Genomic DNA, 22,096 nt, shown 5'->3' on the forward strand with positions numbered 1-22,096 from the left:
GAATTCGAAAACGAAACTCGGCATTAGATCGAAAAAGGCCGCCCGTTTCGGGGCGGCCTTTTCGATTTTCAGCGCTTTGAGTCGTCTCACTCCGCCGGCGGCAGGGCCGGGGCGGGTTCGGCGGCTTCGGCGCGCTGCTCGATGATCAGTTCGTCGCGGCCGCCGGCGATTGAGCGGAACTTCGACATCGCCGCGCCGGTGCCGGCCGGGATCAGGCGGCCGACGATGACGTTCTCCTTGAGGCCGACCAGCGGGTCGATCTTGCCGTTGACGGCGGCCTCGGTGAGGACGCGCGTCGTCTCCTGGAAGGAGGCGGCCGAGAAGAAGGAGCGCGTCTGCAGCGACGCCTTGGTGATGCCGAGCAGCACCGGCGTGCCGCTTGCGGGCTTGCCGCCATTCTCGATCGCCTTGGCGTTCGCCTCTTCGAGCTCCAGCTTGTCGACCTGCTCGCCTTCGAGGAAGCCGGTGTCGCCCGGATTGACGATGTCGACCTTCTGCAACATCTGACGCACGATCACTTCGATGTGCTTGTCGTTGATGTTGACGCCCTGCAGCCGGTAGACCTCCTGGATCTCGTTGACGAGGTAGGCGGCAAGCTCCTCCACGCCCTTGATCGCCAGAATGTCGTGCGGCGCCGGATTGCCGTCGACGATGTAATCGCCCTTTTCGACGACGTCGCCGTCCTGAAGGTGAATATGTTTGCCCTTCGGGATGAGATATTCGACCGGCTCGGCGCCTTCCTCCTGCGGGACGATCGAGAGACGCTGCTTGTTCTTATAGTCCTTGCCGAACTGCACGACGCCGGAGATTTCCGCGATGATCGCGTGATCTTTCGGCCGGCGCGCTTCGAACAGTTCCGCGACGCGCGGCAGACCGCCGGTGATGTCGCGCGTCTTGGCGCTCTCGACCGAAATACGCGCAACAATGTCGCCAGCCTTCACCGTGGAGCCGGGCTCGACTGCGATGATCGAGTCGACGGGCAGCAGATAGCGGGCGTCGCCGCCGCGGGCGAGCTTGGCGATCTTGCCGTCCTCGCCCTTGATGACAATCGCCGGCTTAAGGCTCGCCGAACGCATGTTGAGGCGCCAGTCCATCACCATGCGCTTGGCGATTCCGGTCGATTCGTCGACGGTCTCCGACATCGACTGGCCCTCGACGAGATCCTCGAAGCCAATGACGCCGTCGACCTCGCTGATGATCGGCCGGGTATAGGGGTCCCATTCGGCGATGCGCTGGCCGCGCTTGATCTTGTCGCCTTCGTCGATCTTCAGCTTGGCGCCGTATTGGATACGGTTGACGGCGCGTTCGGCGCCGTCGGGGCCGAGGATCACCACGGCGACGTTGCGCGCCATGACGATGAGGTCGCCGTCCGAGTTGCGGGCGACATGGCGGTTGCGCACATGCACCTTGCCCTCGAAATTCGACTCGATGAAGGACTGGTCGGCGAGCTGCGCCGCGCCGCCGATGTGGAAGGTGCGCATGGTGAGCTGGGTGCCCGGCTCGCCGATCGACTGCGCCGCGATGACGCCGACCGCTTCGCCCATATTGACGGGCGTGCCGCGCGCGAGATCGCGTCCGTAGCACTTGGCGCAAACGCCGTTCGTCGCTTCGCAGGTCAGGACCGAGCGGATTTTCACCTCCTGAATGCCGGCGGCGTTGATCGCGTCGACATGCTGCTCCTGGATCATGTCGCCGGCGCGCACGATGACGGTCTTGCCGTCCTGCGCCATCAGATCCTCAGCCGCGGTGCGGCCGAGAATGCGCGAGGCGAGCGACGCGACCACCTGTCCCGCGTCGATGATCGCGCGCATGCGGATGCCATTCTCGGTGCCGCAATCGGTCGAAGAGATGATCGAATCCTGCGCGACGTCGACGAGGCGGCGCGTGAGATAGCCCGAATTCGCGGTCTTCAACGCCGTGTCGGCGAGGCCCTTGCGGGCGCCATGCGTGGAGTTGAAATATTCAAGGACGGTGAGGCCTTCCTTGAAGTTCGAGATGATCGGGCTCTCGATGATTTCGCCCGAGGGCTTGGCCATCAGGCCGCGCATCGCCGCGAGCTGCTTCATCTGCTGCGGCGAACCGCGCGCGCCCGAATGCGACATCATATAGATCGAGTTGATCGGCATGTCGCGGCCGTGCTCGTCCTTGCGCACCGCGGAGATGCGCTGCATCATCTCCTCGGCGAGCTTGTCGGTGCATTTCATCCAGGCGTCGACGACCTTGTTGTATTTTTCGCCCTGGGTGATCAGCCCGTCATTATACTGCTGCTCATATTCCTTGGTCGCGGCGCGCGTTTCGGAGACGATTTTTTCCTTGGTCTCCGGCACGACCATGTCGTCCTTGCCAAACGAGATGCCGGCCTTGAAGGCTTCGCGGAAGCCAAGCGCCATGATGCGGTCACAGAAGATGACCGTCTCCTTCTGACCGCAGTTGCGGTAGACGGTGTCGATCATGTTCGAGATTTCCTTCTTGGTCATCAGTTTGTTGACGACGTCGAAGGGAATCTTGGTGTGCTTGGGGAGAAGCTGGCCGAGCATCATCCGGCCGGGCGTCGTGTCGAAAATCTTCGACACGCGCTTGCCTTTTTCGTCCCAGGTCCAGGCGCGGCCCTTGATCTTGCTGTGCAGCGTGATCGCCTTGGCGGCGAGCGCGTGCTCGATCTCGCCCTGGCTCGCGAAGGCCATGCCCTGTCCGGGCTCGCCGTCGCGATCGAGCGTCAGATAATAGAGGCCGAGAACGATATCCTGCGACGGCACGATGATCGGCTGACCATTGGCCGGATGCAGGATGTTGTTCGTCGACATCATCAGCACGCGCGCTTCAAGCTGCGCTTCGAGCGACAGCGGCACGTGGACGGCCATCTGGTCGCCGTCGAAGTCGGCGTTGAAGGCGGCGCAGACCAGCGGATGCAGCTGGATCGCCTTGCCCTCGATCAGCACCGGCTCGAACGCCTGAATGCCGAGGCGATGCAGGGTCGGGGCGCGATTGAGCAGCACCGGATGTTCGCGAATGACCTCGTCGAGAATATCCCAAACCTCGGGCTTCTCCTTTTCGACGAGTTTCTTCGCCTGCTTCACGGTCGCCGAATAGCCCTTCGCGTCGAGGCGCGAATAGATGAACGGCTTGAACAGCTCCAGCGCCATTTTCTTCGGCAGGCCGCACTGATGCAGCTTCAGCTCAGGACCGACGACGATCACCGAGCGGCCGGAATAGTCGACGCGCTTACCAAGCAGATTCTGGCGGAAGCGGCCCTGCTTGCCCTTCAGCATGTCGGCGAGCGACTTCAGCGGGCGCTTGTTGGCGCCGGTGATCACGCGGCCGCGCCGGCCATTGTCGAACAGCGCGTCGACCGCCTCCTGCAACATGCGTTTCTCATTGCGGATGATGATGTCCGGCGCGCGCAGTTCGATCAGCCGCTTCAAGCGATTGTTGCGGTTGATGACGCGGCGGTAGAGATCGTTCAAATCCGACGTCGCGAAACGGCCGCCGTCGAGCGGCACAAGCGGCCGCAAATCCGGCGGGATAACCGGAATTTCCTTGAGGATCATCCATTCCGGACGATTGCCGGACTGAATGAACGCCTCGATGATCTTCAGGCGCTTGGCGAGTTTCTTCGGCTTGAGCTCGGTCTTCGCCTCGGCGATCTCGATGCGCAGGCTGGCGGCGATCGCCTCGAGGTCCATCGATTCGAGGAGTTTGCGGATCGCCTCGGCGCCGATCATGGCCGTGAACGTGTCCTGGCCATATTCGTCCTGGGCGCGCAGATATTCCTCTTCCGAGAGCAGCTGACGCTCCTTGAGCGGCGTCAGACCCGGATCGATGACGATGTAGGACTCAAAGTAGAGGATGCGCTCGAGATCCTTGAGCGTCATGTCGAGCAGCAGACCGATGCGCGAGGGCAGCGACTTCAAGAACCAGATATGCGCGACCGGCGCCGCGAGCGAAATATGGCCCATGCGGTCGCGCCGCACACGCGCAAGCGTCACCTCGACGCCACACTTCTCGCAGATGACGCCCTTGTATTTCATCCGCTTATATTTGCCGCACAGGCACTCATAGTCCTTGATCGGACCGAAGATGCGCGCGCAGAACAGGCCGTCGCGTTCGGGCTTGAACGTGCGGTAGTTGATCGTCTCGGGCTTTTTGATTTCGCCGTACGACCAGGAGAGAATTTTCTCCGGGCTCGCGATCGAAATCTGAATCTGATCGAAGGCCTGCGTGGCCACGACCGGATTGAAGAGATTCATGACCTCTTGCTGATTCATGGTCTTCTCCTGGGGCGCGGCGGATGCGGCATCGGGCCGTGATCCGTGCGCCGTAAAATTTCTCTGTTCACGCCGTCATTGCGAGGAGCGTAGCGACGAAGCAATCCAGTTCGTTAGCCGTTGCTCTGGATGGCTTCGCTTCGCTCGCAATGACGATGGCGGCGATCACGCGCTACTCCGCCGCCTCTGCAGGCGCCGTCGGCGGCGCTTCCTCTTCCGGCTCCGCATTGGTCAGTTCGACGTTGAGCGCCAGCGAACGCATTTCCTTGATGAGCACGTTGAAGCTTTCCGGAATGCCCGACTCGAAAGTGTCGTCGCCGCGCACGATCGACTCATAGACCTTGGTGCGGCCGGCGACGTCGTCCGACTTCACGGTCAGCATTTCCTGCAGCGTATAGGCGGCGCCATAGGCTTCGAGCGCCCAGACCTCCATTTCGCCGAAACGCTGGCCGCCGAACTGCGCCTTGCCGCCCAGCGGCTGCTGGGTGACGAGCGAGTAGGGGCCGATCGAGCGCGCGTGAATCTTGTCGTCGACGAGGTGATGCAGCTTCAGCATATAGATGTAGCCGACCGTCACCTTGCGGTCGAAGGTCTCGCCGGTGCGTCCGTCGAAGAGCGTCACCTGTCCGGACGAGGCGAGTCCCGCCTTCGCCAGCATGTCGACGATGTCCTTCTCGCGGGCGCCGTCGAAGACCGGCGTCGCGATCGGCACGCCGCGCTTCAAGTCTTTGCCGACTTCGACAAGGCTCGCCTCGTCGAGCGCAGCGAGTTCCCGGTCGTCGCCGTAGATGTCGGTCAACGTCTTGCGCAGCGGCTTGACGTCCTTGCTGCGATAATAGGCGTCGACCGCCTGGGCGACCTGTTTGCCGAGACCGGCGCAGGCCCAGCCGAGATGAGTCTCGAGAATCTGTCCGACGTTCATGCGGCTCGGCACGCCAAGCGGATTGAGCACGATGTCGACAGGCGTGCCGTCCTCGAGGAACGGCATGTCCTCCTGCGGCACGATGCGCGAGACGACGCCCTTGTTGCCGTGACGGCCGGCCATCTTGTCGCCGGGCTGAATCTTGCGCTTCACCGCGACGAAGACCTTGACCATCTTCATCACGCCGGGCGGCAGTTCGTCGCCGCGCTGCAATTTCTCGACCTTGTCGAGGAAGCGGTTTTCGAGCCCCTTCTTCGACTCGTCATATTGCTTGCGCACCGCTTCGATCGACGCCATCAGCGCGTCATCCTCGACGACGAAGGTCCACCACTGCGAGCGGGGATATTCGTCGAGGATCGTTTGAGTCAGCTTCTCGCCCTTCTTGAACGACTTCGGGCCGGCGACGGCCGCCTTGCCGATCAGCGTCTCGGCGAGGCGCGCATAGACGTTGCGGTCGAGGATCGCGAGCTCGTCGTCGCGGTCCTTGGCGAGACGCTCGATCTCCTCACGCTCGATCGCCTGGGCGCGCTCGTCCTTCTCGACGCCGTGGCGATTGAAGACGCGCACTTCGACGATCGTGCCCTGAACGCCCGGCGGCACGCGCAGCGACGTGTCGCGCACGTCGGAGGCCTTTTCGCCGAAGATGGCGCGCAGAAGCTTCTCTTCCGGCGTCATCGGGCTTTCGCCCTTGGGCGTGATCTTGCCGACGAGAATGTCGCCCGCCTGCACCTCGGCGCCGATATAGACGATGCCAGCTTCGTCGAGATTCTTCAGCGTCTCTTCGGAGACGTTGGGAATATCGCGGGTGATCTCTTCCGGACCGAGCTTGGTGTCGCGGGCCATCACCTCGAATTCATCGATGTGAATCGAGGTGAACACGTCGTCCTTGACGATGCGTTCGTTGAGAAGGATCGAGTCCTCGAAGTTGTAACCGTTCCACGGCATGAAGGCGACGAGCACATTGCGTCCGAGCGCCAGATCGCCAAGGTCCGTCGAGGGGCCGTCGGCGATGATGTCGCCCTTCTGCACAAGATCGCCGACGCGAACGAGCGGCTTTTGATTGATGCAGGTCGACTGGTTCGAGCGCTGGAATTTCATCAGCCGATAGATGTCGACGCCGGGCTTGCCCGGATCGAGTTCTTCGGTCGCGCGGACGACGATACGGGTCGCATCGATCTGGTCGACCACGCCCGAGCGGCGCGCCGAAATCGCTGCGCCAGAGTCGCGGGCGACGACCGGCTCCATGCCGGTGCCGACGAGCGGGGCGTCGGCCTTCACGAGCGGCACCGCCTGGCGCTGCATGTTCGATCCCATGAGCGCGCGGTTGGCGTCGTCGTTCTCGAGGAACGGAATCAGCGCCGCGGCCACCGACACGAGCTGCTTGGGCGACACGTCCATCGCGTCGACTTTTTCGCGCGGCACCAGCATCACATCGCCGGCGTGACGGCAGAGCACGAGGTCTTCCGTCAGATTGCCGTCCTTGTCGACCGGCGCGTTCGCCTGGGCGACGTGATATTTCGCCTCTTCCATCGCCGAGAGATAGGCGACTTCGCCCGTCACCTTGCTGTCGCGCACGCGGCGGTAAGGCGCTTCGATGAAGCCGTATTTGTTGACGCGGGCGAAGGTCGCGAGCGAATTGATCAGGCCGATGTTGGGACCTTCAGGCGTCTCAATCGGGCAGATGCGGCCGTAATGCGTCGGATGCACGTCGCGCACTTCGAAGCCGGCGCGTTCGCGCGTCAGTCCGCCCGGCCCAAGCGCCGAAAGACGACGCTTGTGGGTGATCTCCGACAGCGGATTGGTCTGGTCCATGAACTGCGACAGCTGCGACGAGCCGAAGAACTCGCGCACCGCCGCCGCCGCCGGCTTGGCGTTGATCAGGTCCTGCGGCATCACCGTGTCGATGTCGACCGACGACATGCGCTCCTTGATCGCGCGCTCCATGCGCAGCAGGCCCAGGCGATACTGATTCTCCATCAATTCGCCGACCGAGCGTACGCGGCGGTTGCCGAGATGGTCGATGTCGTCGATCTCGCCGCGGCCATCGCGGAGATCAACGAGCGCCCTGACGACGGCGATGATGTCTTCGCGACGCAGCGTGCGCGTCGTGTCCGGCGCGTCGAGATCGAGGCGCATGTTCATCTTGACGCGGCCGACCGCCGAGAGGTCGTATCGTTCCGGATCGAAGAACAGCGAATGGAACATGGCTTCCGCCGTGTCCATCGTCGGCGGCTCGCCCGGACGCATGACGCGATAAATGTCGAACAGCGCTTCCTCGCGGTTCGAATTCTTGTCGACCGCAAGCGTATTGCGGATGTAAGGGCCGACATTGATGTGATCGATGTCGAGAACCGGCAGTTCGTCGAAGCCTTTTTCGATCAGCGACGGCAGCGTCTTGGCGGTGATTTCGTCGCCGGCTTCGGCAAAAATCTCGCCGGTCTCCGGATCGAAGAGGTCCTGTGCGAGATATTGTCCGTAGAGGTCCTCGGGCGCGACTCGAATCGCCTTCACGCCCTTTTCGGCGAGCTGACGCGCGGCGCGCACGGCGAGCTTCTTGCCGGCTTCGAGAATGACCTGGCCGGTGTCGGCGTCGATCATGTCGGCGACGGCCTTCACGCCCTTGATGCGTTCGGCGTCGAAGGGCATGCGCCAGTTCTCGCCGTCCTGCGTGTAGGCGATCGTCTTGTAGAAGGTCGACAGAATTGCTTCGCCGTCGAGGCCGAGCGCGAACAGCAGCGACGTCACCGGAATTTTGCGGCGACGGTCGATGCGCGCATAGACAATATCCTTGGCGTCGAATTCGATGTCGAGCCAGGAGCCGCGATAGGGAATGATGCGGGCGGCGAACAGCAGCTTGCCCGAGGAATGGCTCTTGCCCTTGTCGTGGTCGAAGAACACGCCCGGCGAGCGATGCATCTGGGAGACGATGACGCGTTCGGTGCCGTTGACGATGAAGGTGCCGTTCGACGTCATGAAGGGCATGTCGCCCATGTAGACGTCCTGCTCTTTGATGTCCTTGACCGACTTCGCCTGGGTGTCGGGATCGACGTCGAACACGATCAGCCGCAGCGTCACTTTGAGCGGCGCGGCGTAGGTCATGCCGCGCTGGCGGCATTCGTCGACGTCATATTTCGGCGCTTCGAATTCGTAGCGCACGAATTCGAGCAGGGAGACCTGCGAAAAGTCGGAGATCGGAAAGACGGACTTGAAGACAGCCTGCAGCCCCTCGTCAGGACGGCCGCCCTTCGGCTCGTCGACAAGCAGGAACTGATCGTAGGAGGCCTTCTGGACCTCGATCAGATTGGGCATTTCCGCGGCTTCGCGGATATGACCGAAGAATTTGCGGATGCGCTTGCGACCGGTGAACTTTCTCGCCGACGTCTGAGCCATGTCGCCTTTCGAGCCTCTTTCTTCATGGGGGCCGACCGTCCCGCTGCGAGACGTCCTTTGCCCGTCAGGCGTTCTTCATCGCGGCGTAATTCCCGCGTCCGTGAGCGCCTTGTTGTTTGTTGGCCGCAGCCCCGGCTTGCCGAGGCTGCGGCGATCGCAGCGCCGCGCGAAAAGCGCGGCGGAAAAACTTAGGTGAGATCGACCTTGGCGCCGGCCTTTTCGAGCGCGGCCTTGATCTTCTCGGCCTCTTCCTTGCTCGCGCCTTCCTTGACGGGCTTGGGCGCGCCTTCGACCAGATCCTTGGCCTCCTTCAGGCCGAGGCCGGTGATCGCGCGGACCTCCTTGATGACCTCGATCTTCTTCTCGCCGGCCGCGGCCAGGATCACGTTGAACTCGGTCTTCTCCTCGGCGGCAGGAGCGGCGGCGCCGCCCCCGCCGGCGCCAGGAGCGGCGGCGACGGCGACGGCCGCGGCCGCTGAGACGCCCCACTTCTCTTCAAGCATTTTGGCGAGCTCGGCCGCCTCGAGAACGGTAAGCGCCGAAAGGTCTTCGACGATTTTTTCCAGATTTGCCATGATTGACGTCCTTTGAATTTGGTTCTGCGTGATGGCCTCTTAGGCCGCGTCTCGTTTGGCGTAGGCCCCGAACACGCGCGCCAGCTTGGCGGCCGGCGCGGTGGAGAGCTGAGCGATCTTGGTCGCGGGCGCCTGGATGAGGCCCACGAGCTTGCCGCGCAGTTCGTCAAGGGACGGCATCGTCGCAAGCGACTTGACGCTGTCCGGATTCAGAGCAGTCTTGCCCATGGCGCCGCCGAGGATGACAAACTTGTTGTGATCCTTGGCGAAGGCCACGGCGACTTTCGGCGCCGCCACCGGATCGTCCGAATAGGCGATCAGGGTCGGCCCCTTGAGCAGGGGCGCGATGGAGGCGACGTCGGCGCCATCGAGAGCGATCTTGGCGAGGCGGTTCTTGGCGACCTGAACCGTCGCGCCAGCGTTGCGGGCCTGCTTGCGCAGGTTCTGCAGCTGGGCCACGGTCAGGCCGGAGTAGTGGGCGACGACGACGACGCCGGTCTTCGAAAAGACTTCGCGCAGCGCCGCGACCGCTTCCTGTTTCTCCGCTCTGTCCACGGTTGCTCTCTCTAACTGGCGGGAAAATCCCGCCGGCTGCGACATGCCGCTCGTTTGGGGCGAGCGGCGCCGTAGATCCTGTCCCCGTCGCGGGCGAACCGCGGCGGTTGAAGGGGCGCGAACCAAACTTGAAGGACGCTTGCGGGGCGAGCCGTCTGCGCCATTAAAATTCCGGTTTCCCCGTCTATGCAGGCCGCCTTCAAGACGACGGATCGCTCCGTCCTCATCGGGCCGATTGAGCCGCTGCAGGGCCTAAAAAGCCCCTTGCGCGCGCCGGCAGTCTCGGACAGGACATGGCCGGACAAGACACGAGGGGGAACCCCGGGTCCGCCGGCCTATCCGCCGCCTTTTCCTAAGTCCTTGAACCGACTTGGGTCGAGGCGGAAGCTCAAATCTGAAAACGGGGCCGCAGGTCGATTGGCCAGCCCCGGAGGGCCTTATTTAAGGGGGCGTGAGCGGTTTGCCAAGGGGAAAATTTGTTCGCTGATTTTAGTCACCGCTCCGGTTACGCCCCTAGTCGGGGAGCTTAAAGCCAAGTTTAAGCTAAATGGAAAGCGATGAACGCGTCACGAATTTGAGCGAAAAAACCGGGGCGGCGGAAAACCGAATTGAAAATCGCGCTCAATTGGACGCGGCCTTCTTGTCGCTCCTTCGCCGCCAAAGCCGTTCGCCTTCAGCTTCACGCGCTCGCGTACGGCCGCGGCAATTTCCTCCGCGCGCTGACGAAGCCGGAACCGATCGAAGATTGGTCGCCGACGACGCTCAAGGATAGGCTGATCAAGTTCGGCGCGAAGGTCGTCGGTCACGCCCGCTATGTGGTCTTCCAGATCGCGGCGGCCATTTCACGAGACCTGTTCGCGAACATCTTGCGGATAATCGCGGCGCTTCGGCCACCGCCAGTCACATCAACAGCGTAGTGCTTTTGGTTGTAACGAGCGCGAGATACGACGGGAGAAGGCGCGTCTCGATGACGGGAATCGCGACAATTTTCAACGCTCGGCGTCGCGTTCGCCGGCGCCAAGGTCTTGCAAGCGCCCGTCAGTCTGGACAGGATGGTCACAAACTCGCAGTCAATCCGGCGCATGTGAGTTGATGCTCCAATCCGCCCAGATGCGGATAGAAAGCCTTCATTGTCGCCGATGACCGCCATGCGGCTTTGTTGGGTCATACACGTGCTTATCCATTCACTGTGTTGTCACCACGCCTGCGCGCAAATGGAATATTCTATCCCACGCGATCGATAGGTCGTCTTCAACGACATTGCATCCAAAGCCTTTTCGACCGTGCTTTAGGGCGGCAATTGCAGATGAGCCGACGCCCATATCACATACCGAATCTCCAGAGTTCGTTAGAGACAGCGCAAGTCGTTCCACGAGCGCTACCTGAAATTGACAGGGATGCTTCGTTTTTTCGACACGGTCGTCCTCGATATTCGGGCTCACGATGAGCACGCCGACGCGCACCCACGTTTACACCGGCGTTGTCTATGACAGCGCACGTTGGAACAGCTTCGTCCTGCGCGCGGGCGACATCATCGTCTGCTCGCCGCCCAAGTGCGGCACGACCTGGACGCAGATGCTGTGTGCGGTCCTCGTGCATCAGAGCGCGACGCTGCCACAGCCGCTGACGCGCCTTTCGCGCTGGCTCGACCGATTGGCGCAGCCGATCGATGAAGTCGTCGCCGACTTCGACGCGCAGCCTTTCCGCCGCATCATCAAAACCCACACGCCGCTCGACGGCCTTCCCTTCGATGCGCGCGTATCTTACGTCGTCTGTGGCCGCGATCCGCGCGACGCTTTCCTGTCGATGATGGACCATGTCGGCAATCTCTCCGACGAGACCGTGGCCGAGATCATGAATCGGTTGGGCGCGCCGGGCGAGAGTCTTCCGTTCCCGAACGATCCCAACTTGTTGTTCCCCATCTGGCTGACGACGCCCGAAATGCCTTGGATGGAAGACGGTTTTCCTTGGGGCTCGGCGTTCTACTTTATGCGCAGCTTTTGGAAATTCCGTACGCTGAATAATATCGCCTTCTTGCACTATGCCGATTTGTGCGACGATCTCGACAAAGAGATGCGCCAGCTGAGCGCGTTTCTCGGGATTCCCATTGACGAGGCAATATGGCCGTCGCTCGTCGCCGCCGGCCGCTTCGACGCTATGAAGACGATCGGCGAAGAAGTCGCGCCGGGCGCGCATTTGGGCGAATGGAGCGACGCCAACGCGTTTTTCAAGATGGCGCGCCGCGGGCAGTGGCGCGACGCGCTCTCGCCAGCGAATCTGGCGCTCTATGAGAAGCTTTCCGCCGAGCGTCTCGATCCGAACTTGAAGGCCTGGCTCGAAGGTGGCGCTCGCGCCGCTAGCGCGAAGACAGGTGAACGCTCTAAGCAGCAACAACAGTCCACGGTAGGACAGACGCAGCGTGCGCGACCGCAAATGGCGTAAGCGTTGCGAGGGCTTTGTCACGGGGCGCCATATGACAGACGCGAAATGTTCGTCGGCGACAGCAGCGCTCATGGCGCTGCAGCGGCCGCAAGCCATGTGTCGATGGCCGAGGCCCGAAAAGCTCGATGCGTCTCTTGCTGAGATGAGATGGCGTTGATCGTTGAAGGTAATGTAGGCGGCGGCGTGAAAGAAACGAAATCCTTGTGCTGAATCGACGTTCCGAAACCCTGCATCTTGCGTTCTCGTCGTCGGGTCGGCCGACGTGCGTTCCTATTCGTCGGCGGGGACGAAATAACCCCGAATCTGACCGTGACCGGTCGCCGGTTCTGCGCTCTTTTTGGACGAGCATCCAGTAACGGGCGAATATCCGGGTCGCTGCGCGGCTCTCCTCACCGCCGCCCCGGCGTGAACTCCATCCGCATCCGGCCGCCGCGCCGATAAGAAAACTGCGCGCCGCCGTAACGCGGCGCAGCGCGATAGGCGCTACGGCCGGCGCCGCCATGAACGCCTTCGCTGGCGACGCCCGGATAGGTCGCGCCGCGCTGGCCGCGCGTCGGCCCGAAAGACGCGAGGCAGCGGTTGTAGGCGTCGGCCTCCTGAATTTTCTCGCAGTCGGCGATCGATCTTGGCGCTGCGAAGGCGGGAAGAGCGAGAAGGCATAGCAATGTGGCGACCAACAGGGCGTCATTGCGAGGCGCCCAGCGACGAAGCAATCCTGCGGCGGCGCCGCGGTTCTGGATTGCTTCGCTTCGCTCGCAATGACGACCCACGCGAAGCATGTCAGTCATCCCCTCAGCGTCGCGCCGCATTTCTTTTCCGCCTCTGAAACGATCTTCTGCGCGATCGCTTCGATTTCCGCGTCGGTCAGAGTCTTCTCGCGCGGCTGCAAAGTGACGGCGAGGCCGATCGACTTCTTGCCCTCCGGCACGCCTTTCCCTTCGTAGAGGTCGAAGACGGCGACATCGACGATCAAGGCTTTGTCCGCGCCTTGGGCGGCTTTCGCCAGATCGCCCGCGCGCGCGGCGCGATCGACGATGAAGGCGAAGTCGCGCGAGACCGGCTGCAGATCGGATATCTCCAGCTTCGGCTTGATTTTCGTCGGCTTCGCCTTGGGCGCGGGGAGCGCGTCGAGAATGATCTCGAAAGCCGCGACCGGTCCCTCAACGTCCATCGTTTTGAGGGCGCGCGGATGCAATTCGCCGAAATGGCCGACGACCGTCTTCGGCCCGAATTGCAGCGTCGCCGAACGGCCGGGGTGAAACCACGCCGGCCCGCCGGGAACGATCTGCAGGCCGCCGGTCGGAACGCCGAGCGCGCCGAGCAACGCCATGGCGTCGGCCTTGGCGTCGAAGGCGCCGGTTTCCCGCGCTGTCGCGGACCAGTGACGCCCGGCGCCAGCGAGTCCGCGCCGCACGCCAGCCGCGGCTAGGCGCTGGCCGGTCTCAGTGGCGTCGAGAAAGATCTGGCCGACTTCGAAGAGGTTCTGATCGCCCAGGGCCCGTGCGGCGTTGCGTGCGGCGGCGGCGACAAGGCCAGGCAGCAGGCTTGGCCGCATGTCGGAAAGATCGGCGGCGATCGGATTGGCCAGCGCCAGCGCCGGCGCGCCGCCGCCGAAGGCTTCCGCCTGTTCTTTCGAGACGAAGGACCACGTCACCGCCTCGACAAGACCCTGGCCGGCGAGCGAACGGCGGGCGTTGCGGGCGCGCTTCTGCATCATGGTCAGCACGGGCGCCGCGACGCCTTCAGCGCGGGGCAGCGGCGTCGAGGGCACATTGTCGACGCCGATCAATCGGACGACTTCCTCGACGATGTCGGCCTTGCCCTCGATGTCCGGACGCCATGAAGGGACGCTGATGCGCGCGCCGGCGTCGCCGCGCTTTTCGACGGTAAAGCCGAGACGTTCGAGAATGACCGTCGCTTGCGCGGGCGCGACGTCGATCCCGGCGAGCCGCTTGATCTCGCTCCAGGGGAAGTCGATGACGCGCGGCTCGCGTGGAACGGATCCGGCGAGCAAGAGTTCCGACGGCTCGCCGCCACAGAGCTCGAGCACGAGCTGCGTCGCCAGTTCAATGCCGGGAAGCGCAAAGGCCGGGTCGACGCCGCGCTCGAAGCGATAACGCGCATCGGTGACAATGCCGAGTTTGCGGCCGGTGTGGGCGATATTCATCGGGTCCCACAGCGCCGTTTCGATCAGCACCTCGGTGGTGTTCTCATCACAGCCTGACGCCTCGCCGCCCATGACGCCGGCAAGCGATTCAGGGCCATTGTCGTCGCAGATGACGACCATGTTCTCATCGAGCTCATAAGTCCGTCCGTCGAGCGCCAGCAGAGTCTCGCCCTGCTTCGCGCGCCGCACGACGAGATCGCCCTTCACCTTCTTCGCATCGAAGACGTGAAGCGGGCGCGCGCGATCGAAGGTCAAGAAATTCGTGACGTCGACCAGCGCGTTGATCGGGCGAAGGCCGATTTCGCGCAAGCGCGCCTGAAGCCAGGCGGGGCTTTGTCGATTCTTGACGCCGCGCACCAGGCGCAGGCCGAAGAAGGGCGCGAGATGCTTGTCTTCATGCGAAAAATCGAGCGTCACGCCGACGGGGCAGGGGAATTTGCCCTCGACCGGCAGAATGTCCTTCTCCTTGAGAACGCCGAGGCCCGCCGCGACGAGATCGCGCGCGACGCCATGCACGCCGGCGGCGTCGGGGCGATTGGGCGTCAGATTGATCTCAATGATCGGATCGTCGAGCCCGGCCCATTGCGCGTAGATGGCGCCGACCGGCGCGTCCTCGGGCAGATCGATGATTCCTTCATGATCGTTGGACAGTTCGAGTTCGGCCGAAGAGCAGAGCATGCCGAGCGACTCGACGCCGCGGATGACGCCCTTGCCGAGCGTGATCTTCTTGCTGGGAATGTAAGTGCCTGGCGGCGAGAAGACGCTCTTCATGCCGGTGCGGGCGTTGGGCGCGCCGCAGACCACCTGCACCGGCGCGCCGCTTCCCGTATCGACCATGCAGACGCGCAGGCGATCGGCGTTGGGATGCGGCTTCGCCTCGATCACGCGCGCGATGGTGAAGTCTTTCAGCTGCGCGGCGGGGTCATGCACATGTTCGACCTCGAGGCCGATGCGCGTCAGCGTTTCGACGATCTCGCCAAGCGAAGCCGACGTGTCGAGATGTTCTTTAAGCCAGGAGAGGGTGAATTTCATCAGTTGCGAACTTTGAAGTTGTCGAGCGTCGGCGCCAAGGGCTCGTCATGCCTGCGCTTGTCGCGGGCATCCACGCCAAGCACTTCGACATTGATGAAGGAGAGCGGCGCCATTCTAGTTTCGTGTCTCAATTACTGTTCGGCGTGACGTGGATGGCCGGGACGAGCCCGGCCATGACGCGGAGAGATTGTCGTTACCCGCTCAACCCGCCCGCGAGCGACGGGAAGTCGAGCGGCCTGAACCCATAATGCTCCAGCCAGCGCGTGTCGGCGTCGAAGAAGGCGCGCAGGTCCGACATGCCATATTTGAGCATCGCCAGCCGGTCGACGCCGACGCCGAAGGCGAAGCCCTGATAGCGGTCGGGATCGATGCCGCAATTTCTGAGCACATTGGGATGCACCATGCCGCAGCCCAAAATCTCCATCCAGTCCTCACCTTCGCCGAAGCGGATTTCGCCGCCCTGGCGCCGGCACTGAACGTCGACCTCCATCGACGGTTCGGTGAAGGGGAAAAAGGAGGGACGAAAACGCAGCTTCACGCCTTTCACCTCGAAGAAGCTCTTTAAAAATTCTTCGAGCGTCCATTTGAGATGCCCAAGATGCGTCGTCTCGTCGATGACGAGGCCTTCGATCTGATGGAACATCGGCGTGTGAGTCTGGTCGAAGTCGCAGCGATAGACCCGGCCGGGGCAGATGACCCGGATCGGCGGCTTCTGCGACAGCATGGTGCGCACCTGTACCGGGCTCGTATGGGTGCGCAGCAGCCGTTTCTCGCCGCCCGCCGGCGCGAGAAAGAAAGTGTCCTGCATTTCCCGCGCTGGATGTCCCTCGGGGAAGTTGAGCTTGGTGAAATTGTAGTCGTCGCTCTCGATGTCGGGCCCTTCGGCGACGGCGAAGCCCATATCGGCGAAGATGATCGAGAGTTCGTCGGTGACCTGGGAGATCGGATGGATGCGCCCGCGCTCCAGCGGACTGGCCGGCGCCGGCAAGGTCACATCGAGGGTCTCGGCCTTAAGCCGCGCTTCGAGCGCCGCGCCGGCGAGCGCCTCGCGTCGCGCGGCGATGGCTTCAACCGCCTTGTCTTTGAGCGCATTGATCTTGGCGCCCTCGGTCTTGCGGTCCTCGGGCGACATTTTGCCCAAGCTCGCGAGCAGCGCCGAGATTGCGCCCTTCTTGCCGAGCGCGGCGAGGCGCACGGCCTCAAGCGCCGTTTCGTCGGCGGCCTCGTCGATTTGGCGCAGCGTATCTTCTTCGAGTTTGGCGATGTCGGTCATGACGGTTTCGATTTTGGCGACGCCCATTGCGTCCTCATCCTGAGGAGCCGGCGCCCAAGTCCGGCTTACCCGACTTGGGCGCGGGCGTCTCGAAGGACGAGGACGCGATGAATGCGCGGCCTATGCCCTCGTGCCTCGAGACGGCTCGTGCGGAGCCTCCTCAGCATGAGGGCTTAGATGGGCCGTTCACGCCGGGAATTCTTGCGCCGGGTTCTGCCACGCGGGGGGCGTTCTGTCGAGAACGCCAGATCACGCGCTCTAAGGCGCGGCGCGGGGCCGGTGGGTGAAAATCTGCGCTAGCGCCGAAGAAACGACGCGTGAATCGATGTCGTCGGCGCGGCTCGTCAGAACAATCGGGACGCGCGCGCCGAGCACCAGACCCGCCGTATCGGCGCCGCCGAGGAAGACGAGCTGCTTGGCGAGAATATTGCCTGCTTCAAGATCAGGCGCGACGAGAATGTCGGCGTCCCCGGCCACTTCCGATTCGATATGCTTCGCCTCGGCGGCGTCGCGCGAAATGGCGTTGTCGAAAGCGAGCGGCCCGTCGAGCTCGGCGCCGACGATCTGGCCGCGATCCGCCATTTTGCAGAGCGCCGCCGCCTCGATGGTCGACGGGATTTTGCCTTCGACTGTCTCTACCGCCGAAAGCAGCGCCACCTTGGGACGCTCGATGCCGATCGCATGGGCGAGGTCGACGGCGTTGCGGACGATATCCCGCTTGATGTCGAGCGTAGGCGCGATGTTGATCGCGGCGTCGGTGACGAGCAGCAGCTTGTGGTAGCTCGGCGCGTCGATGACGAAGACATGGCTGATCCGGCGATCCGTTCGCAGCCCGGCGCCGTCGCGCACCACTGCGGTCATCAATTCGTCGGTATGCAGCGCGCCTTTCATCAAAGCGTGCAGACGGCCGCGACGCACGAACTCTACCGCTTCGTCGGCGGCGGCGTGGCTATGCGGCGCGTCGACGATCTCGACGCCTTCGAGCGAGACGCCGCTGGCATGCGCCGCCGCTTCGATTTTCGCCCGAGGTCCGATAAGGGTCGGAACGATCAACCCTCTATCGCGCGCCGCGATCGCGCCTTCAATCGACCGCGTGTCGCAAGGATGGACGACGCCCATGCGAATGGGCGGCAGCGCCTGCGCACGGCTCACCAGCTCATCAAGCAGCGCGCCGCGCGCGCGGGCCTGAGCCACCATGGACCAGGGCGGGCGCGACGTCGCCGTCGGTTCACAGCCAGCGCTCTGGCTCATGCGGGCCTCCTTCGCTCAAACCGGCGGGTCGCGGGCGATGCGATCGACGAAGAATTTCGTCGCGCGCGCCCAGGATTGGTCATTGTCGCCGCGAAAATCGAAACCTTGATGATAGATCAATTCGCCCGTCGAGGCGCGCGCGATCGAAACGCCCATGCTGAGAATAAGCGTGCTGACCTTGTTGACGACGCCCGTGAGCACGAGATCGGCGCCGGCTTTTGCAGCAAGCGACAGTTCGCAGCCGTTGCAGGTACGAATGTAAGTCCGTTTGAGGATCGCGTCGAGATCCGCAGCGATCGGCGCCCGATCGACGACGTCATAGACGCCTCGCGCGGCGAGGCCCGCGCCGATGTCGTCACGCGCGCGCGCCAGTCTTTTCGCATGTTCGGCGCTTTGGTCGACCGGTTCGTTCGACGTGTCGATCAATTCGAAATCGAGAACCAGCAGGCGTCGTCGCGGCGCTTCGGCCAGCGCCGGCGCGGCCTCCAACAGCGGCAGGAGCAGGGCGAGCCCGAGCAGGCTGCGCCGGCCGATCATCGCGCCCTGGCTCCGTATTTATGCAGATGCGCGCCATGCGCCGAGAGCCAGGCTTCGGCGCGATCCGTATCGGCGCACAGCCGCCGCGTCAGCTTCCAGAATCGCGGCGAGTGATCGAGGTGCGCGAGATGCGCCACCTCATGGGCGGCGAGATAGTCGAGAACGAAGGGCGGCGCCATGATCAGCCGCCACGAAAAATTGAGCGAGCCTGAGGCCGAGCACGACCCCCAGCGGCTGATCGGATCGCGAAGGCCAACCCCGCGCGGCGGCAGGCTCAGCGCGGCGGTATGGCGGGCGACCGCCTCCTCGAGGTCGTGGCGCGCCTCTCGCTTGAAATAATCCTGAACGCGTCGATGCACATGCGCCGCCTGACCGGCGACGCAAAGCGCGAAGGGAACCTCACAGTCGTTCCGCGGCTCGACCCAGGTGACGCCGCGGCGTTCCGGGTGATGGGCGATCATGTGATCGACGCCGCGCAGCGGCGTGATCGAACCATGCGCGAAGGGAATGGTTTCGGGCAGTCTGTTAAGACGCGCGGCGATCCAGGCGGCGTGGCGCTGAGCGAAATCGCGCGCATCGCGCAAGGACGCCCGCTGTGGCATGGTCAACACCGCGTCGCGCGCGGCGAAGCGCACGCGCAAGGTGAATCGTCGCGCATTCTGCGATCGGCGCAGAGCGACGTGAATTGGTTCACCCGCGTGAACTAGTGTTAGAATCGACGCGCCATTCGGCGCCGGTCCTTCGCGCAGCAGTCGCAGCATGATTCACATGCTACCGCAAAGGCCGCATGAGTCGCGAGTTCGAAAATTGCAGGCGGACAAAAATATTTCGCTTGCGCGGCGCCTTTGGCGCCGCTCTCCGCTCATAGACCGCGAGCGCTACAGATAGCGCTGAAGCTCGCGCGCGGCGTCCGCTGGGCGTCGCGCCACGTTGAACGGCGCGACAAAACGGCCGTTCTTGTCCATCAGATAGACGACAGTGGTGTGGTCGACGGAATAATCTTCGTCCTTGTCTCCCGCGCGTTTCGAGAAGATGCGGTATTCGCGCAGCACGGGATCGATCGAGGCGCGCGGCCCGGTGACGCCAATGATGCGCGGATCGAAATTGGAGAGATAGTCTTTCAGGACTTCGGGCGTGTCTCGCTCAGGATCGACGGTGACGAACAGCGCGCCGACCTTCGTATCCGGTCCCATCGCCCGCAGGATTTCCGACATTTCGAAAAGAGTCGTGTGACAAATGTCGGGACAATGCGTATAGCCGAAAAAGACCAGGAATGGCCGGCCGAGGAAATCCTGTTCGGTCACCTGCTGTCCGGTATGGGCGGTGAGCTGAAACGGGCCGCCAATCGTCTCCGTCGGACCCGTCGGCTTGCCGCTGGTGAAGTAAACGAAAGCGACGAAAACCGCCGCGAAGACGGCGCCGACGCCGATCAGCAGCGGCCTTGAGACGCCCGGCCCGCTCGCGGATTGTGCGCCTTTTGCGCCGCGCTTCAGTCCCTTTGCGCCACCCTTCGATCCGTTGGCCATCGTGCGTTTCCTGTGATTGTTTTCATGGGCGGCGAGTCGCCGCATTCGCTCCGCGGGCGGAGCGCGAGCCGGTCAGTCAGCGAAAACTATACGGGCGTTATTGCACAAGTCCACGTCGCCCGAATCTTTCGCGTCATCGAACGCCCAGCGCGCCTCAAAAAGACAGCCCGCAGCGCCAGTGATCGGAAATTGCGCGTGATCGCCCGCGGCGACCGGCCTATCGATCTTGGCGACTATGGTTTCCGAGGTCTTGTCCTTCGCCGTCATGACGATCTCGAAGCTCTTCAGCGGCACGAGACGCCGGTTCTCAAGATTGACGGCTTGCGCCAGCTTCGAAGGCGTCGGTCGCAGCTTCGTCGCGCCGACCGCCTGCACGACTCCGACGGCGGCGATAATGCCGACCATCGCCAAGCGTAGCTTCATTGGACGTTCTCCCGGGCGGCGAACTTATCCCGCCTGTCGCCGTTCGCCAAGCGCTGCCGGAGCCTAAGCAGGAGCGAACCGCCCGAAACATGCGCACGCGGCTCCGATGGTGTAGCTTGCCGCATTCCGATTCCTAAATTGCGAAAGCGCTTCACCATGAGCGACGCTCCCAACGCGGTTCCGGGCAAAATACTCGTCGGCGCAAGCGTAAAGGACGGGAAACCGCGCGATTATCGATACCTTACGCTCGCACTCGGCAATCGTCATGGATTGATCGCGGGCGCGACCGGTGGTGGCAAGACCGTCTCCTTGCAGCTTCTCGCCGAGGGCTTCTCCAACGCCGGCGCCTCGGTCTTTCTCGCCGACGTCAAAGGCGATCTCGCCGGACTGTCGCAGCCTGGCGACGGCAAGCCGGCCTTCGTCGCGCGCGCCAAGGAGATTGGCGTCGCCTATGAGCCGGACCGTTTTCCTGTCGTCTTCTGGGACGTTTTCGGCGAGCAGGGACATCCGGTTCGCGCCTCGATTTCCGCGATGGGCCCGCTGTTGCTGTCGCGTCTGCTCGATCTCAACGACACGCAAGAAGGCGTTCTCAATGTCGTATTCAAGGCGGCGGACGAGCAGGGCCTGCTGCTGCTCGATCTTAAGGATCTGCGCGCGATGCTCGCTCATGTCGCCGAGAACGCGGCGACATACAGGGCGAAATATGGAAATGTCGCATCGGCGAGCGTCGGCGCTATTCAGCGACAGCTGCTGGTGCTGGAATCGCAGGGCGGCGAGAAATTCTTCGGCGAGCCGGCGCTCGACATTATGGATTTCCTGCGCGTCGATCGAGACGGACGCGGGGTGATCAATATCGTCTCCGCAGACAGATTAATGCGTGCGCCTCGACTTTACGCGACCTTTCTTCTTTGGATGCTTTCCGAACTGTTCGAAACGCTGCCGGAAGTCGGCGACCTCGACAAGCCGAAGCTCGTCTTCTTTTTCGACGAGGCGCATCTTCTCTTCAATGATGCGCCGAAGGCGCTGCTTTCGGCCATCGAACAGGTTGTGCGGCTCATCCGCTCCAAAGGCGTCGGCGTCTATTTCGTCACTCAAAATCCGATTGACGTGCCGGACACGGTGCTCGGTCAGCTCGGCAACCGCATTCAACATGTGCTGCGCGCCTTCACGCCGCGCGATCAAAAGGCGGTGCGCGCCGCCGCGGAGACCTTTCGCGACAATCGCAGCCTAGAGGAAGCCGAGGCGATCATGCAGCTCGGCGTCGGCGAAGCGCTGGTGTCGATGCTCGACGCCAAGGGAACGCCCGAAGTCGTCGAACGGACGCTGATCGTGCCGCCGTCGGCGCGCGTCGGGCCGATATCGCCGCAGGAGCGCGAGGCGATCATGGCGGCGAGCCCTTTCGCCGGAAAATACGACACGATGATCGATCGCGAATCCGCCTTCGAAAAGCTCCAGGCGCGCGCTGGGAAGGGCGAAGCGGAGAGCGGCGCGGCGGGCGGCGGCCTGCTCGGCACGCTTGGCGGCATTTTGGGCGGCATTTTCGGCAAGGGCGACAGAAAGCGCATGTCGCCGGCCGAACTCGCGGCGCGCGCTGCGATTCAATCGGCGGCGCGCTCCGCAGGCACGCAGATCGCGCGCCAGATTCTGCGCGGCGTGCTCGGCGGGATGTCGAAATGACGTTGGCGTTGAGCTGCTTGAAAGCGCGTCATTGACGAAGCCAACGCGCTTGCATCGGAAA

The 22,096-nt window shown here is 63.2% G+C and carries 16 protein-coding genes and 1 pseudogene; 3 read left to right on the top strand and 14 right to left on the bottom strand.

The genetic code is table 11. The features are described 5' to 3' along the window. Positions 1-86 precede the first annotated feature (86 nt). The 4 genes from rpoC to rplJ form a co-directional block, all read right to left on the bottom strand. Positions 87-4,265 carry a DNA-directed RNA polymerase subunit beta' gene (gene rpoC / locus AB7I51_RS02195; RefSeq protein WP_428403127.1) on the bottom strand — a complete coding sequence of 1,393 codons (4,179 nt, stop codon included), beginning with the start codon at positions 4,263-4,265 and terminating at the stop codon, positions 87-89. Positions 4,266-4,437: 172 nt separating this feature from the next. Beyond that, entirely contained in the window at positions 4,438-8,577 is a 4,140-nt protein-coding gene (gene rpoB / locus AB7I51_RS02200) for a DNA-directed RNA polymerase subunit beta (protein WP_428403126.1), read from the bottom strand. A gap of 188 nt (positions 8,578-8,765) precedes the next feature. Continuing rightward, positions 8,766-9,152, bottom strand: coding sequence for a 50S ribosomal protein L7/L12 (gene rplL, locus AB7I51_RS02205; RefSeq protein WP_428403125.1), 387 nt, complete (start codon positions 9,150-9,152; stop codon positions 8,766-8,768). A 39-nt stretch (positions 9,153-9,191) separates the two neighbouring features. Then, positions 9,192-9,707 (bottom strand): 50S ribosomal protein L10, encoded by a 516-nt coding sequence (rplJ, locus tag AB7I51_RS02210; protein WP_409978949.1) that lies wholly within the window; start codon positions 9,705-9,707, stop codon positions 9,192-9,194. Positions 9,708-10,312: 605 nt separating this feature from the next. Here rplJ and AB7I51_RS02215 point away from each other — a divergent pair. Next, a pseudogene (locus AB7I51_RS02215) lies at positions 10,313-10,624 on the top strand (transposase); the annotation flags it as partial. Here AB7I51_RS02215 and AB7I51_RS02220 read toward each other — a convergent pair. Together AB7I51_RS02220 and AB7I51_RS02225 are read right to left on the bottom strand one after the other, a co-directional pair. After that, the gene (locus AB7I51_RS02220; RefSeq protein ID WP_428403124.1) at positions 10,519-10,875 is read right to left on the bottom strand and encodes a hypothetical protein; all 357 of its coding nucleotides are present in this window, start codon (positions 10,873-10,875) and stop codon (positions 10,519-10,521) included. The pseudogene AB7I51_RS02215 and the gene AB7I51_RS02220 overlap by 106 nt on opposite strands. Before the next feature lie 16 nt (positions 10,876-10,891). Next, positions 10,892-11,170 carry a DNA methyltransferase gene (locus tag AB7I51_RS02225; RefSeq protein ID WP_428406102.1) on the bottom strand — a complete coding sequence of 93 codons (279 nt, stop codon included), beginning with the start codon at positions 11,168-11,170 and terminating at the stop codon, positions 10,892-10,894. On the opposite strand from AB7I51_RS02225, the gene AB7I51_RS02230 reads away from it, so the two are divergent. Beyond that, positions 11,151-12,149 (top strand): sulfotransferase domain-containing protein, encoded by a 999-nt coding sequence (locus AB7I51_RS02230; protein WP_428403122.1) that lies wholly within the window; start codon positions 11,151-11,153, stop codon positions 12,147-12,149. The genes AB7I51_RS02225 and AB7I51_RS02230 overlap by 20 nt on opposite strands. Positions 12,150-12,538: 389 nt before the next feature. Here the strand turns inward: AB7I51_RS02230 and AB7I51_RS02235 are convergent, their stop codons facing one another. The 8 genes from AB7I51_RS02235 to AB7I51_RS02270 form a co-directional block, all read right to left on the bottom strand. Beyond that, positions 12,539-12,937: a hypothetical protein gene (locus AB7I51_RS02235; RefSeq protein WP_428403121.1), complete on the bottom strand. Its 399-nt coding sequence runs from the start codon at positions 12,935-12,937 to the stop codon at positions 12,539-12,541. After that, entirely contained in the window at positions 12,934-15,348 is a 2,415-nt protein-coding gene (gene pheT / locus AB7I51_RS02240; RefSeq protein ID WP_428403120.1) for a phenylalanine--tRNA ligase subunit beta, read from the bottom strand. The genes AB7I51_RS02235 and pheT overlap by 4 nt, the downstream gene beginning before the upstream one ends. Positions 15,349-15,541: 193 nt before the next feature. Next, complete coding sequence (gene pheS / locus AB7I51_RS02245; RefSeq protein ID WP_428403172.1) at positions 15,542-16,621, bottom strand: phenylalanine--tRNA ligase subunit alpha; 1,080 nt, start codon at positions 16,619-16,621, stop codon at positions 15,542-15,544. A 258-nt stretch (positions 16,622-16,879) separates the two neighbouring features. Next, on the bottom strand, positions 16,880-17,872 hold the full coding sequence (locus AB7I51_RS02250; protein WP_428403119.1) for a bifunctional enoyl-CoA hydratase/phosphate acetyltransferase: 993 nt from the start codon (positions 17,870-17,872) through the stop codon (positions 16,880-16,882). Positions 17,873-17,887: 15 nt separating this feature from the next. Next, a complete protein-coding gene (locus AB7I51_RS02255) occupies positions 17,888-18,409 on the bottom strand; it encodes a DUF3280 domain-containing protein (RefSeq protein WP_428403118.1) in 522 nt (173 codons plus the stop codon). Further along, positions 18,406-19,170, bottom strand: a complete 765-nt coding sequence (locus AB7I51_RS02260; protein WP_428403117.1) for a M48 family metallopeptidase — start codon at positions 19,168-19,170, stop codon at positions 18,406-18,408. Before AB7I51_RS02260 ends, AB7I51_RS02255 begins: the two co-directional genes overlap by 4 nt. Before the next feature lie 117 nt (positions 19,171-19,287). Then, entirely contained in the window at positions 19,288-19,935 is a 648-nt protein-coding gene (locus tag AB7I51_RS02265; RefSeq protein ID WP_428403116.1) for an SCO family protein, read from the bottom strand. 72 nt (positions 19,936-20,007) lie between these two features. Further along, positions 20,008-20,358, bottom strand: a complete 351-nt coding sequence (locus AB7I51_RS02270) for a hypothetical protein (RefSeq protein ID WP_428403115.1) — start codon at positions 20,356-20,358, stop codon at positions 20,008-20,010. 156 nt (positions 20,359-20,514) lie between these two features. Here AB7I51_RS02270 and AB7I51_RS02275 point away from each other — a divergent pair, with 156 nt between their 5' ends. Further along, a complete protein-coding gene (locus AB7I51_RS02275; protein ID WP_428403114.1) occupies positions 20,515-22,035 on the top strand; it encodes a helicase HerA-like domain-containing protein in 1,521 nt (506 codons plus the stop codon). Positions 22,036-22,096: the final 61 nt, after the last annotated feature.

It is taken from the genome of Methylocystis sp., assembly GCF_050246715.1.
Taxonomy (GTDB): domain Bacteria; phylum Pseudomonadota; class Alphaproteobacteria; order Rhizobiales; family Beijerinckiaceae; genus Methylocystis.